Origin of the sequence: Micromonospora sp. DT46, assembly GCF_049841735.1 — a bacterium.
Lineage (GTDB): Bacteria > Actinomycetota > Actinomycetes > Mycobacteriales > Micromonosporaceae > Micromonospora > Micromonospora reichwaldensis.
Genome location: NZ_JBNCKW010000006.1, coordinates 543,746 through 558,159, shown reverse-complemented (window position 1 = coordinate 558,159; position 14,414 = coordinate 543,746). Strand labels below are relative to the sequence as shown.

10 protein-coding genes are annotated in these 14,414 nt (G+C 75.5%); 7 read left to right on the top strand and 3 right to left on the bottom strand.

Features of this window, described 5'->3' with window-relative positions; all coding sequences use genetic code 11:
• Positions 1–151 precede the first annotated feature (151 nt).
• Entirely contained in the window at positions 152–1,315 is a 1,164-nt protein-coding gene (locus ACLQ20_RS19755) for a serine hydrolase domain-containing protein (RefSeq protein WP_425857148.1), read from the top strand.
• Positions 1,316–1,320: 5 nt separating this feature from the next.
• Here ACLQ20_RS19755 and ACLQ20_RS19750 read toward each other — a convergent pair whose 3' ends face one another.
• The 3 genes from ACLQ20_RS19750 to ACLQ20_RS19740 form a co-directional block, all read right to left on the bottom strand.
• A complete protein-coding gene (locus ACLQ20_RS19750; RefSeq protein WP_425857146.1) occupies positions 1,321–2,361 on the bottom strand; it encodes a DUF4192 domain-containing protein in 1,041 nt (346 codons plus the stop codon).
• Between the two features lie 98 nt (positions 2,362–2,459).
• A complete protein-coding gene (locus ACLQ20_RS19745; protein ID WP_425857145.1) occupies positions 2,460–5,150 on the bottom strand; it encodes an ATP-binding protein in 2,691 nt (896 codons plus the stop codon).
• A gap of 77 nt (positions 5,151–5,227) precedes the next feature.
• Positions 5,228–5,809, bottom strand: coding sequence for an NADPH-dependent FMN reductase (locus tag ACLQ20_RS19740; RefSeq protein ID WP_151454009.1), 582 nt, complete (start codon positions 5,807–5,809; stop codon positions 5,228–5,230).
• A 172-nt stretch (positions 5,810–5,981) separates the two neighbouring features.
• On the opposite strand from ACLQ20_RS19740, the gene ACLQ20_RS19735 reads away from it, so the two are divergent.
• The 6 genes from ACLQ20_RS19735 (at position 5,982) to ACLQ20_RS19710 (ending at position 14,360) form a co-directional block, all read left to right on the top strand.
• Positions 5,982–7,373 carry an MFS transporter gene (locus ACLQ20_RS19735; protein WP_425857142.1) on the top strand — a complete coding sequence of 464 codons (1,392 nt, stop codon included), beginning with the start codon at positions 5,982–5,984 and terminating at the stop codon, positions 7,371–7,373.
• A 135-nt stretch (positions 7,374–7,508) separates the two neighbouring features.
• Positions 7,509–8,423, top strand: a complete 915-nt coding sequence (locus tag ACLQ20_RS19730; protein ID WP_425857141.1) for a fructosamine kinase family protein — start codon at positions 7,509–7,511, stop codon at positions 8,421–8,423.
• Positions 8,420–9,433 (top strand): GTP 3',8-cyclase MoaA, encoded by a 1,014-nt coding sequence (gene moaA / locus ACLQ20_RS19725; RefSeq protein ID WP_151454012.1) that lies wholly within the window; start codon positions 8,420–8,422, stop codon positions 9,431–9,433. The genes ACLQ20_RS19730 and moaA overlap by 4 nt, the downstream gene beginning before the upstream one ends.
• A gap of 134 nt (positions 9,434–9,567) precedes the next feature.
• The gene (locus tag ACLQ20_RS19720; protein ID WP_151454019.1) at positions 9,568–9,807 is read left to right on the top strand and encodes a MoaD/ThiS family protein; all 240 of its coding nucleotides are present in this window, start codon (positions 9,568–9,570) and stop codon (positions 9,805–9,807) included.
• Between the two features lie 13 nt (positions 9,808–9,820).
• Positions 9,821–11,065, top strand: coding sequence for a metallophosphoesterase (locus ACLQ20_RS19715; protein ID WP_132235534.1), 1,245 nt, complete (start codon positions 9,821–9,823; stop codon positions 11,063–11,065).
• Between the two features lie 100 nt (positions 11,066–11,165).
• Entirely contained in the window at positions 11,166–14,360 is a 3,195-nt protein-coding gene (locus ACLQ20_RS19710; protein WP_425857138.1) for a UvrD-helicase domain-containing protein, read from the top strand.
• Positions 14,361–14,414 lie beyond the last annotated feature (54 nt).

Genomic DNA, 14,414 nt, shown 5'->3' with positions numbered 1-14,414 from the left:
CGTTGCGCCGACGCGTGTGGAGGTGGGGAAGGGGGCCGGCCGGCCCCCTTCCTGGCGGGGTTCTCCCCGGTCTTCCGGTCCGGGTGCGCCAGGGGAATCTCCCCGATGCCCCGGCCGGCACCGGGAGACAAGGCTCGATGTCATGAGAATCATGAACAGCCGGACCGCCCTCGTGGCGACGGCGCTCGCCACCGTGCTGAGCGTCGTGGCCCCCGGCGCGGTCACCGCCGCACCCCCGGCCCGTTCCGCCGCCGACTGCCGCCCCGGCACCCTCGACCCCGGCCCACTCCGGCAGGCGATCGCCGGACTACCCAACTCCGACGCCACCAGCGCCCAGGTCCGGATCACCACCCCGGACGGCTGCTGGACCGGCGCCACCGGCGTCCGGGACCTGCGCAGTCAGGCCCCCGTGCCGCCGCACGCACGCTTCCGGATCGGCAGCGTCACCAAGGTCTTCACCGCCGCACTGGTGCTGCAACTGGTCGCCGAGGGCCGCATCGACCTGGCCGACCCGGTCCAGCGTCACCTGCCCGGGCTGCTGCCCGCCGACTACCCGACCGTCACCGTCCGTCAGCTGCTCGACCACACCAACGGCATCCCCAGCCCGACCATGCCGGACGGCATCGAGTGGCAGCTCGCCCACCGGTACGACCGGTGGACCCCGGAGCAGATCGTGCGACTCGGCCTGCGCAACCCCCGGAAGTTCGAGCCCGGGACGAAGCAGCACTACACCAACATGGGCTACATCGTCGCCGGCCTGCTGGTGGAGAAGGTCACCGGCCACCCGTACGCGCGGGAGCTGGACCGGCGGATCGCCCGCCCGCTCCACCTGCGGGACACGTACGCCCCCGGCGACGACCCGCGCATCCTCGGTCCGCACGCACGCGGGTACCAGGCCGTCGTACGCGACGGGGCCACCGAACTGGTGGACGCCACGACGTGGAGCCAGACCTTCACCCCGGCTTCCGGCAACGTCATCTCCAGCCTCGCCGACCTGGACACGTTCGTCGCCGCGCTCTTCGCCGGCCGGGTCGTGCCGCCGGCCCAGTTGGCCGAGATGTTCACCCTGCCCGCGGTCTCCGACGTCGCCGGTGGTCCGGCCCGGTACAGCGCCGGGCTCACCGCGTTCCCGCTGCCCGGAGGCGAGGTCCTGTGGATCAAGACGGGCTCCCGGTTCGGCTACCTGACCGGCGTGGCGGCCACCCGCCACGGCCGGTTCAGGATGCAGTACTCGATCACCGCGACCGACGCCAAGGGTGAGGAGCTCAGCCGTACGGCTCAGGCCGTCATCGGCGCCGCGCTCGGGATGCTCTGAGGGGGTCAGCGGGGGCCGCGCCGGCTGCGCCGGCGGCGTAGCACTCCGGGCGATCCCACCGCCGGCCAGCCGTCCAGCTCCGACGGCGGAACGCCCCGGCGCAGCAGGTCGTCGAGGAGCAGCGCCATCGAGTGGCCGGGATGCTCGGCCAGGGCCCGTTCCAGGGCCACGGCCGCCAGCGCGCCCTGCCCCGCCCGCCAGGCCGCGAACGCCAGCAGCGCGGCCGGCACGGCGATCAGCTCCGGCTCGGCCCGGCGCAGCACGTCGGTCCAGAGCGCGATGTCCTCGTCCCGCCCGTCGGTGCGCTCCCAGGCGTGGTCGCGGACGGGCACGTGGGTCAGCAGCACGCTCAGCCAGGCGACCTCGTCGTCGGTGAGCCGCTGACCCCGCCGGTGCCGACGCAGCGTGGTGCGTACCGCCGCCGCTCCCGCGGAGCGCAGCGTCCGCTCGCCGCGCGGGTCGGTCGCGGGCGCCCGGTCGAGCAGGTCCGCGAGGCGTCGCTCGGCGCGGGCGGTGGCCCGGCGTACGGCCGAACGGGCCTGACCGGTCACCGGGGCGACCTGCGCGACCAGGGCGGCCCGGTCGGGCAGGGCGACCTGGCCGGCGAAGACGGCCGCCGCGCTGACCTCGCTGGCGCCGACGTCGTAGGGGGTGCCGTCGGGCGGGCAGCACGCCGGCTCGGTGCAGAGGTACGACCAGTAGCGGCCCTCGGTGACGCGCAGCGCGTCGAGCACGGGGAGCCCGGCGGCGGTGAGCGCGGCGCGCACGGCGTCGACCGCCGGGGTGACCAGCGGCGCCGGGCCGTAGCCGAGGACCGTGGTGGTCTCGGCGTGCTGCCGGGCGACGACGCCGGCGAGGTGCCCGGCGGGGTCGCGCGGGTCGGCGAGGTCGGGCAGGTCCGCGCGGGCGGCGAAGGTGATCCGGCGGCCCCGCATCGCCACCACGACGACGCTGTCGGTCGGGTGGAAGCCGAGCAGGAAGGGCACGGCGGCGATCAGGTCGGCGGGGGAACGGACGGCGAGCCGGGGGCGGTCGGTCGGGGTCATGACTGGCAGCCTGCAACGCAGTCGACACCGTCAGTGACCCCTGTGGATGACATGCGGGTTATCCACAGTCACGGAACGTGTTTCCCCAGCTCGGAGGCTTACGCCTCGACGCGGGCGGGGTGATCGGGCCGGGCCGCCACCAGGGATGCCAGCTCGCTGCGGGATCCGACGCCCAGCTTGGGATACGCCTTGTAGAGGTGGTAGCCGACCGTCCGGGGGCTCAGGAAGAGCTGCGCGCCGATCTCCCGGTTGCTCAGCCCGCGGGCCGCCAACTGCACCACCTGGTGTTCCTGCGGGGTCAACCGCTGCACGACGCCCGGGTCGGCGGCCCGCACGCTCTCCCCGGCGGCGCGCAGCTCGGCACGCGCCCGCGCGCTCCAGGGGTGGGCCTGGAGCCGGTCGAAGATCTCCAGCGCCGAGTGCAGCACGATCCGGGCCTCGCTGATCCGGCGTGCCCGGCGCAGCCACTCGCCGTACAGCAGCTCCGTGCGGGCCTGCTCGAACGGGGTGCCGCCCTCCCGGTGCAGGGCCACCGCCCGGGCGTACTGGCCGTCGGCGTTGCCGTCCAGCAGCGCCTGGCAGCGCAGCGCGACCGCCCCCGTCCACGGCTGCCGGACGCGCCCGGCCCATTCGGCGTACTGCCGGGCGGCGGCCAGCCCGTCCTCGCGCCGGTCCACCCGGATCGCGGCCTCCACCAGGTCGGGAAGGCTGGCCATCGCGCCGCCCCGGTGCCGCGCGCCCAGCAGGCCGGAGAGTCGGCCGAAGGCCGCCTCGTACCGGCCGAGGCCCAGGTCGAGCAGGCTCAGCGCGCCGGCCGCGTGGACGTTGCCCGGCGTCACGCCCCGCGCGATCGGTGCCGCCGCAAGCTCGACGCACCGCTGTTCCTCACCCCGGATGGCGGCCAGGCCGGCGAGCACGGTGGTCAGGTAGACCGCGTGCCGGCGCTGCCCGGTGTCGGCGGCGATCCGCAGCCCCTCCGTCGCGTTGGCCTCCGCGTCGTCGTGCCGGCCCCGCATGAGCTGGGCGCGGGCGAGCAGCGGCAGCACCGAGGCCAGCAGGCCGGCGGCACCCTGCTGACGGGCCACGGCGGCCAGCCGCGCCGCGACGTCGTCCGCGCTGTCCAGGTCGGCCAGCATGATGTGCCACCACCCGATGTCGAGCAGTTCGAGGTGCCGGTCGCAGCCGGTCGTCTCCTCGACCAGGACCCGCAGCGGTGCGACGGCGGCGTCGGTGAGGGCGTTCTGCGCGGCGAACGCACGCGACAGCGCGGTGACCAGGTGGGCGCTGGGCACGCCGAGTTCCTCGGCCCGGGCGGCGGTGCGGTCCAGCGCGTCGAAGTCGCCCGCGTGGGCGGCCGCCCGGCCCGCGCGGAAGAGCAGGTGACCGGCCAGGCTCGGGTCGAGGGCGGCCACCGCCACGGCGGCCTCGGAGAGCAGGCGGTGGGCCTCCCTGGGTCGGTCCACCGAGTCCAGCACCATGGCGCGGACCAGGGCGATGTCGGCCAGTCGCACGGGATCGGTGACGTGGTCGGCGGCCTGGTCGGCCAGCGTCGCGGCCCGGTCCAGCTGGCCGGTGTCGGCCGCCGCCTCCGCCGCGACGGTCAGCCGCCGCCCGCGCCGGGCCCGGTCCGCGGTGAGCCCGGCGGCCCGTTCGTACATCGCCGAGACCACGGCGCTTCCCCGGGCCGACCCGCTCCGCGCGGCGGTCTCCAGGGCGGCCGCCGCCTCCTCGTCCGGCCCGGTCGCCATCGCCGACCGGTGCCAGGCGTACGAGCAGACGTCGCCCCGGGCCGCGTAGACCGCCGCGAGCGCCTCGTGCGCCGCCATCCGGCTGCCGGCCTCCACGGTGTCCCGCAGTGCCGAGAACACCAGCGGGTGACGGAACACCAGCCGGCCGTCCACCAGCCGCACGAGCTGTGCCTGCTCGGCGGGGGCCAGGTCGTCCCGGGTGCAGCCGAGGCGCTCGGCGGCCGGGAACACCACGGAGGCGTCGGCGGAGGACGCGTCGGCGGCGACGCCGAGCAGCCGCCGGGTCGCCTCGGGCAGCCGCCGCACCCGCTCGGCGAAGACCTCGTGGAGTCGCTGGTAACGCGAGGACGGCAGGCGGCGCGGCATGCCGTCGACCGGCAACTCCAGCAGGGCGAGCGGATTGCCCTGCGCCTCGATGAGCAGATCGGGCCGGAGGTGGCCGGGTACCGGCTCCGACCGCTGCGCCAGCACCTCGGCGGCGGCCGACTCGCCCAACGGCCCGACCGGCAGCTCCGGCAGACCGGCCGGGTCGAACGGGGACACCTCGTCGGTGCGGACCGCGACGATCACCGCGACCGGCTCGGCGTCGAGCCGTCGGACGGCGAAGAGCAGCGCCTGCGCCGAGGCCGGGTCGAGCCAGTGCGCGTCGTCGACCAGGCAGAGCAGCGGGCGTTCCTCGGCCAGCTCGGCCAGCAGGGTCAGCACGGCCAGCCCGACCAGGTAGCGGTCGACGTCGCCGCCGGCCTCCTGACCGAGCGCCACCCGCAACGCCCGGGCCTGCGGGGCGGGCAGGGCGTCGATCCGGTCGATCTCGCGGCCCAGGAGCAGGTGCAGCCCGGCGAACGGGAAGCCCGCCTCCGACTCGATGCCGTCGGTGCGCAGCACCCGCATGTCGTCGGCGCGGTCCGCGGCGTCGCCGAGCAGCGCAGACTTGCCGATGCCGGCCTCGCCCCGCAGGACGAGCACACCGCTGCGCCCGGCCCGCGCCTGCCGGAGCAGGGCGTCGATCCGGGCGGTCTCCTCGCTTCGGCCGTGTAGCACGGGGGTCAACGCTACGCGGCCACCGGGCCCGTCGACACGTACCGCGCGCTGTCCGGCAACGCTCTCCCGCGCGGACCTCAGGCCGCGTACGGGACGCGCTGGCGGGCCTCCCGCAGTGCCCGCCCCCACCAGCCGAGCTGGTCCAGGACGGTCTTGGCGGCGTTGTCGCAGCCCTGCGGTTCCACCGGCGCCCCCGCCTCGTCGAACCTGTCCCAGCAGCCGTGGAAGCTGACGGTGTCCCGCACCGTCGTCGCGTGCACCTCGGCGAAGACCGGGCGCAGGTGCTCCACCGCGCGCAGCCCGCCGGAGACCCCGCCGTAGGAGACGAAGCCGACGGGCTTGGCGCGCCACTCGTCGCGGTACCAGTCGATCGCGGTCTTGATCGAGGCCGGGTAGCTGTGGTTGTACTCGGGTGTCACCACCACGAAGGCGTCGGCGGCGGCCAGCCGTGGCGCGAGCGCGTCCACCGCCGCCGGCTGCGGGGCGCCGAACGCGGTGAGCGTCGGCGGCAGGTCGACCTCGGCCAGGTCGACCACGTCGATCTCGAAACCGTCGTGCCGGCGCGCCCGGTCGACGAACCAGTCGGCCACGACCGGGCCGAACCGGCCCGCCCGGGTGCTGCCGACGATGACGGCGAGCCGCAGCTTCTGCGTGGTCATGGTGCTCTCCCAGTGCGTTCGGGGTGGGTGTGCCGACCACGCTAGGCAGCCGGCGGGGCCCCGCCATCTGTCAACTGACCGGTCGACCGGCCCGGCCCGGCCCGGCCCCGGCGGCCGGTACGGTCGTTCGACAGATGCCCGACGAGGGTTCGCGTCCCTACCGTCGGTGCCCATGACCACCGCACCCGCACCGCAGTCGTCGGCTCCGGCCGTCCGCACCCGCTGGGCCCCGGTCGTGGCGGTCGCCCTCGCCATGCTCGTGGCGACCTCCGAGATGAGCATGGCCGGCGTCGTACTGCCCTCGATCGGCGCCGACCTGGGCGCCGACCCGGCCGCCACGACCTGGGTGCTGCTCGCGTACGCGCTGCCGATGGCCGCTATCGCCATCCCGGCCGGCCGCTGGGCCGACCGGGCGGATCCCCGGCTGATCCTCGCCGTGTCCATGGCCGGTGTCGGGGTCACCAGCGTGCTCGCCGCCCTCGCCCCGGCGCTGTGGGTGCTGCTGGCCGTACGGCTGCTCCAGGGCGTCGCGGGCGGGCTCACCCTGGCGGTCTACCTGCCGGTCATCGCCGCAACCGTGCGGGCGGACCAGCGGGCCCGCGTGATCGGCGCGGTGGTGACGATCATGACCGTCGGCGGGATGGCCGGCACCTCGTTGGGCGGGCTGGTCGCCGGCGCCGTCGGTTGGCGCGCGGTGTTCCTGCTGAAGCTGCCTCTCGTCGCGGTCGCGCTCTGGCTGGGCCTGCGGGCGTTGCCCCGCGACGGCCGGGGGCTGCCCGCCCCGGGGCTGCCGCTGCTGCGCGAGGCGGTGCTGCTGGGCGGCACGGTCGCCGCGGTGCTCGTCGCCGTCGACGAGATCACGGCCCGGCCGGTGCTGGCCGCCGGGCTCGGCGCGCTGTCCGTGGGACTCGGCCTGACCTGGGCGCGGTTGCCCGCCTCACGGCCGGTCGTCGCGCTGGTCCGCGCCCGCCGTTTCGGGTTCACCACCCTCGGGCTGTTCCTGGTGTGCTTCAACGTCGCGGTGACGGTCTTCCTGCTGCCGTACTTCGTCGCCGACGTGCTGCACGAGGGCCCCGAGGTGGCCGGGATGCTGCTGCTGGTCCAGATCGGCGCCATGACGGTCACCTCGCCCGTCGCCGGCTGGCTCGCCGACCGGGTCGGCGCGCTGCCGACGGCGGCGACGGGCGCCGGGCTGACCGCCGGGGCCACGCTGCTGCCGGTCACCCTCTCCGCCGACGCCGGGCTGGTGCACCTCGGCTGGCAGGTCGCGCTGATCGGCGTCGGATTCGGCCTGTTCAACACCCCGGTCATCGCGGCGGTCATGGCGACGGCGCCCACCGGCTCGACCGGTGCCGCCGGCGGCGTCGGCGGCACCGTCCGGATGATCGCGACGACGCTCGCGCCGGCGGTCGCCGCGCTGTGCTGGACCGTCGCCGGGGGCGGGCTGGCCGGCTTCCGTACCGCCCTGGTGGTGCTCACGGCGATCCAGGCCGCCGGGGTGCTGGCGCTGTTGGCCGCCCGGGGGCGGCGCACCGCCCCCGGGCCCGCCCGCGCCGACGACTGAGGTCGCGCGATCCGGGGATGGGCGCCGACATGCGGTGACGGCGGTGCCACGCGACCGGGCGCAGCCGGCGGGCTGAGCCGCCGACACTGTGCGGCCGGCACCCGTACGGCCGGCGGGAGGGGTTACCTTGCGCAGATGGATCTGGCGTACCTGCGGGCGCACCCGGAGCACCTGCCGACCTTCCTGACCCACCAGCGGATCCGGGAGACGCCGGTCGCCGGCGGCGACATCTGTGCCGCGTCCCGGCTGACGCTGGACGACGGGCACTCGGTGTTCGCCAAGACCTGGCCGGAGGCCGCCGGAAGGCCCGCGCCGGAGGGCTTCTTCGCCGCCGAGGCGGCCGGCCTGCGCTGGCTGCGCGAGGCCGGGACGGTCGCCGTACCGGAGGTGGTGGTGGCGCTGCCCGGGCTGCTGGCGCTGGAGTGGATCGAGCCCGGCGAGCCGACGCCCGAGGTGGCCGAGCGGTTCGGTCAGGAGCTGGCCGGGCTGCACCGGGCCGGGGCGTCGGCCTTCGGGGCCGGGTGGAACGGCTTCATCGGGGCGCTGCCGGCGGACAACACGCCCGATGACGGCCTCTGGTCGGGTTGGTTCGCGCGGGCCCGGCTCGTTCCGTACCTCCGGATGTCGGTCGACGGCGGCGCGCTCACCGGCGCCGAGGCCGGTCTGGTCGAGCAGGTCGTCGAGCGGATCGGCGAGTTCGGCGGTGACGAGCCGCCGGCCCGGATCCACGGGGACCTCTGGCCGGGCAACGCGCTCTGGGGCGCGGACGACCGGGTCTGGCTGGTCGACCCGGCGGCGCACGGCGGTCACCGCGAGACCGACCTGGCGCAGTTGGCCCTCTTCGGCGGCGCGCCGCACCTCGACCGGATCCTCGCCGCGTACGCGGAGCAGTGGCCGTTGGCCGACGGCTGGCGGGAGCGGGTGCCGCTGCACCAGCTCCATCTGATGCTGGTGCACACCGCACTGTTCGGCGCGGCGTACCGGGATGCGGTCGCCCGTACCGCCCGGTCGGCCCTGGCCGGGCTCGGGCGCGCTACCGTCGACGGGTGACCGCCGCCCCGCCGACCGACGGCGCCCTCGCCGACCGGTACGGCCGCGTCGCCCGGGACCTGCGGGTCTCCCTCACCGACAAGTGCAATCTGCGCTGCACCTACTGCATGCCGGCCGAAGGGCTGGCCTGGCTGCCCGGCCCGCAACTGCTCGACGACGACGAGATCGTCCGGCTGGTCGGGGTCGCGGTGCGCCTGCTCGGCGTGACCGAGGTCCGGTTCACCGGCGGGGAGCCGCTGATCCGGCCCGGCCTGGCCGACATCGTGGCCGCCGTGGCGGCGCTGGAGCCGCGCCCCCGCATCTCGCTCACCACCAACGGCATCGGGCTGGACCGGCTCGCCCCCGGGCTGCGCACCGCAGGGCTGGACCGGGTGAACGTGTCGTTGGACACGCTGGATCCGGAGCGGTTCGTCCGGCTGACCCGCCGCCCGCGCCTGGCGGACGTGCTGGCCGGGCTGGCCGGGGCCGCCGAGGCCGGACTCACCCCCGTGAAGATCAATTCGGTGCTGATGCGGGGCATCAACGACGACGAGGCGCCCCGACTGCTCCGCTTCGCCCTCGACCACGGCTACGAGCTGCGGTTCATCGAGCAGATGCCGCTGGACGCCCAGCACGGCTGGGACCGGGCCACCATGGTCACCGCCGACGGGATCCTGGCCGCCCTGCGCGGGGAGTTCGACCTGGTCCCCGACCCGGCGGAGCGTGGCGCGGCACCGGCCGAGACCTGGCTGGTCGACGGCGGCCCCGCCCGGGTCGGCGTGATCGCCAGCGTCACCCGGCCGTTCTGCGGCGACTGCGACCGCACCCGGCTCACCGCCGACGGGCAGGTGCGCGCCTGCCTCTTCGCCACCGAGGAGTCCGACCTGCGCGGCGCCCTGCGGGCCGGGGCGGACGACGACGAGCTGGCCCGGCGCTGGCGGGCCGCGATGTGGGGCAAGCGGGCCGGGCACGGCATCGACGACCCGGCCTTCCTCCAGCCCGCCCGGCCGATGTCCGCGATCGGAGGCTGACCGTGGCAGAACCGACGCGCCCGGCTGACACCGGACCACCGGCCCAGGCACGCCCGGCTGACACTGGGCCACCCGCCCAGGCACGCGCGACGGTCAACGGGCCGCCCGCCCAGGCCGCCGACGCCGGGGCGCCGGTGACCGTCCGCTACTTCGCCGGGGCGCGGGCCGCCGCCGGCCGGACCGAGGAGACCGCATCCGCCGGGCGGTCCCTGGACGAACTCGTCGTGGAGCTGACCGCCCGGCACGGTGAGCGGCTCGCCGTCGTCCTGAAGGCGGCGAGTTTCCTGGTCGACGGCGTGACCTGTCATGATCGGCGGGCACCGCTACCTGCCGGGGCCACGATCGACGTCCTGCCGCCCTTCGCGGGCGGCTGAGGGAGGCGCACACATGCTGGCGGCACTGGCGTTCGTCGCCACCATCGCGCTGGTCACCGGCCTGATCCACCTCTACCTGTGGAAGCGCCTGGTGCGGGACACCACTGCCCCGGGCCGGTGGCGGCGGATCGGCGGGATCACCGCCCTGGTGCTCGCGCTGCTCGTACCGGCGACCATGGCCGGCACCCAGGCGGGCCTCTACTGGCTCGCGTGGCCGGGCTACCTCTGGCTCGCCGTCATGTTCTACCTGCTGGTCCTGCTCGTGGCGCTGGAAGTGCCGATGGCGGTGGCGAAGCTCGTGCTGCGCCGCCGGGTCGCCGCCGCGGAGCCCACCGCCGCCGCGCCCGAGCCCGCCATGGTCGGCGCGGCGGGTCCGGCGGACCCGCCGGCCGCCGACGCCGTCGCGCAGCCCGACCACGACCCTTCCCGCCGGTTGCTGCTCGCCCGCGGGACGGCGATCTTCGCCGGGCTCACCGCCACCGGCCTCACCGGGTACGGCATCCGCACCGCCCTCGGCCCGCCGCAGCTCGACCGGGTGCAGATCCCGCTGGCCAAGCTCCCCCGCAGCATGGACGGCCTGCGGATCGCCACGGTCTCCGACATCCACCTCGGTCCGCTGCGCGGACGGGCGCACACCGAGCGGATCGTCGCCGCGATCAACCGCCTGGACGCCGACATCGTCGCCGTCGTCGGCGACCTGGTCGACGGCTCGGTGGCCGAGCTGGGCGAGGCGGCCGAGCCGCTGCGCGGCCTGCGCTCCCGGCACGGCAGCTACTTCGTCACCGGCAACCACGAGTACTACTCCGGTGTCGAGGAGTGGGTGCAGGAACTGGACCGGCTCGGCCTGCGGGTCATGCAGAACGAGCGGACGGAGATCCAGGCCCGGGGCGGCGTGCTCGACCTGGCCGGGGTGAACGACGTCACCGCCGCCGGCACCGGTCTGGCGGCCCCGGCGGACTACGCGGCGGCGCTCGGCGACCGCGACCCGAACCGCCCGGTGGTGCTGCTCGCCCACCAGCCGGTCGCGGCGACGGAGGCGGCGAAGTTCGGCGTCGACCTCCAGCTCTCCGGGCACACCCACGGCGGCCAGATGGTCCCGTTCAACCTGCTGGTGAAGCTCCAGCAGCCGGTGGTCTCCGGCCTCGGCGAGGTGGACGGCACCAAGGTCTACGTCACCAACGGTGCCGGCTTCTGGGGCCCGCCGGTCCGCGTCGGCGCCGAGCCGCAGATCACCCTGGTGGAGCTGCGCTCCCGCTGACCCATAGCGCGGGCGGCCGGCGTTGTCCAGCACCGGATGCTCAGGTCACGGGTGTGCGTGGCGACGGGTGGGTAATGGCGCGGGCGTGACAGGATGCGGCGTGCCTCCGTTCAGTCCCGCACCCCCCGGCGGCGTCCCGCCGTTCGTCGCGGATCTGCACATCCACTCGAAGTACTCGCGCGCGTGCAGCCGCGACCTCACCCTGCCCAACCTCGGCTGGTGGGCGCGGCGCAAGGGCATCGGGGTGCTCGGCACCGGCGACTTCACCCACCCCGCCTGGTACGACCACCTCCGCGAGACGCTGCACCCAGCCGAGCCCGGCCTGCACCGGCTCAGCCCGGAGGCGGAGCGGGACATCGCCCGCCGGCTGCCGCCCCGGCTGGCGAGCGAGGCGGAGGCGGACCCGGTCAGGTTCATGCTCAGCGTGGAGATCTCCACGATCTACAAGCGGGACGACCGCACCCGCAAGGTGCACCACCTGATCTACCTGCCCGACCTGGACGCGGTGGCCCGGTTCAACACGGCGCTCGGGCGGATCGGCAACCTCGGCTCGGACGGCCGGCCGATCCTCGGCCTGGACTCCCGGGACCTGCTGGAGATCACCCTGGAGGCCAGCCCCGACGGCTACCTGGTGCCGGCGCACATCTGGACCCCGTGGTTCTCCGCGCTGGGCTCCAAGTCGGGCTTCGACGCCATCGCCGACTGCTACGCCGACCTGGCCGAGCACATCTTCGCCGTGGAGACCGGCCTCTCCTCCGACCCCGAGATGAACTGGCGCGTCGGCAGCCTGGACGGCTACCGGCTGGTGTCGAACTCCGACGCGCACTCGCCGCCGGCGCTGGCCCGGGAGGCGACCGTCTTCGCCACCGCCCGCGACTACTACGCGATCCGGGACGCCCTGCGTACCGGTGACGGGCTCGCCGGGACCATCGAGTTCTTCCCCGAGGAGGGCAAGTACCACGGGGACGGGCACCGGCTCTGCGGGATCAACTGGCCGCCCGAGCGGACCCGGGCCGCCGACGGCCGCTGCCCGGAGTGCGGCAAGCCGCTGACCGTGGGCGTGCTCAGCCGGATCGAGGAGCTGGCTGACCGGCCGTCGGGGCACCGGCCCGCGCACGCCCCCGACGTCACCCACCTGGTGCCGCTGGCCGAGATCCTCGGCGAGATCAACAAGGTGGGCGCCCGGTCCAAGCGGGTCGAGGGAAAGCTCCACGAGCTGATCGCCGCCCTCGGCCCGGAGTTGGAGATCCTCACCAGCACGCCGCTCGACGAGATCGGCCGGGTCGGCGGGGAACTGCTCGCCGAGGGCATCGGCCGGCTGCGCCGGGGCGACGTCCGCCGGGTCCCCGGCTACGACGGCGAGTACGGCGTCATCACCCTCTTCGACCCGGCCGAGCTGGGCGGCAACGCCGGCGGGGCCCAGGAGACGCTCTTCGACGTACCCGTGCCGGCGCAGCGCACCCCGGCGGAGCCGGCGCCGAAGCCCCGGGCCAAGCGCCCGGCGGCGGCCAAGCCCGAACCGAAACGCAAGGCCGCGCCGGCCGCGCCCCCGCCCCCGATCGCGCCGACGCCCTCGCCGCACGAGCCGTTCGAGCCGATGCTCGCCGGTATGGAGGAGGTCGGCACCGGCCTGCTGGACCGCCTGGACGCCATGCAGCGGGTGGCCGCCTCCGCGCCGGGCGGGCCGCTGCTCATCGTCGCCGGACCGGGCACCGGCAAGACCCGGACCCTGACCCACCGGATCGCCTACCTCTGCGCGGAACTGAACGTCTTCCCGGAGCAGTGCCTGGCGATCACGTTCACCCGGCGGGCCGCCGAGGAGCTGCGGCACCGCCTCGACGGGCTGCTCGGGCCGGTCGCCGAGGACGTCACCGTCGGCACCTTCCACTCGCTGGGCCTGACCATCCTGCGGGAGAACGCCGACGCCGCCGGCCTGCCGACGGACTTCCGGATCGCCGACGACGCCCAGCGGGCGGAGGCCCGCGCCGAGGCCGGCGACGACGAGGCCGGCTACGCGGCGCTGCTGCGCAAGCAGGACCTGGTGGACCTGGACGAGCTGCTGACCCTGCCGGTCGCGCTGCTGAGGGCCGACAAGAAGTTGGTACGGCACTACCGGGAGCGCTGGCGCTGGATCTTCGTCGACGAGTACCAGGACGTCGACGAGGTGCAGTACGAGCTGCTGCGCCTGCTCAGCCCCGCCGACGGCAACCTCTGCGCGATCGGCGACCCGGACCAGGCGATCTACTCCTTCCGGGGTGCCGACGTCGGCTACTTCCTGCGCTTCTCGCAGGACTTCACCGACGCCCGGCTGGTCCGGCTGAACCGCAACTACCGCTCCTCGGCCCCCATCCTGGCCGCCGCCGTGCAGGCCATCGCGCCGTCGTCGCTGGTCCGTGGCCGCCGGCTCGACCCGGCCCGGCTCGACCCGGAGGCCCCGCTGGTGGGTCGCTACCCGGCGGCCTCCGTCTCCGACGAGGCCGACTTCGTCGTACGCACCATCGACGAGCTGGTCGGCGGCCTCTCCCACCGGTCGCTGGACTCGGGGCGGATCGACGGCCGGTCCACCTCGCTCTCGTTCTCGGACATCGCGGTGCTCTACCGCACCGACGCGCAGGCCGCACCGATCGTGGACGCGCTCGCGCGGGCGAACATCCCGGTGCAGAAGCGCTCGCACGACCGGCTGCGGGACCGGCCCGGGGTGTCCGCCATCGCCCGCGAGCTGCGCCACGCCGACGGGCTCGACGGCTCGCTGGCCGCCCGGGTCCGGCTGGCCGGGCAGGTGCTGGCGGAGCGCTTCGCGGTGCCCACGCTGGACGGTGCCGGCGCGGTACGCCCGGAGGACGTCCGCTCGGCCGTCGACCTGCTCACCCCGCTGGCCCGCCGCTGCGGCGACGACCTGCCGCTGTTCCTGTCCCAGCTCGCCACCGGGGCGGAGGTGGACGCGCTCGACCCGCGCGCCGAGGCGGTCACCCTGCTCACCCTGCACGCCGCCAAGGGGCTGGAGTTCCCGGTGGTCTTCCTGGTCGGCGCCGAGGACGGGCTGCTCCCGCTGCGCTGGCCCGGCAGCACCCCCGATGACGACGCGATCGCCGAGGAACGGCGGCTCTTCTTCGTCGGGCTGACCCGAGCCCAGGACCGGCTGTACGTGACCCACGCGGCCCGCCGCAGCCGGCACGGCACGGAACGCGAGTGCGCCCCGTCGCCGTTCCTCGACGTCATCGACCCGGGCCTCTTCGAGCGCTTCGGCGAGGCCGAACCCCGCCGCCCCCGCGACCGCCAGCTCCGCCTGATCTGAGCCACCCCGTCGGGCTGGCTGTGGGTCCTTCCGGCCGCGGGTGACCGGCTCAGG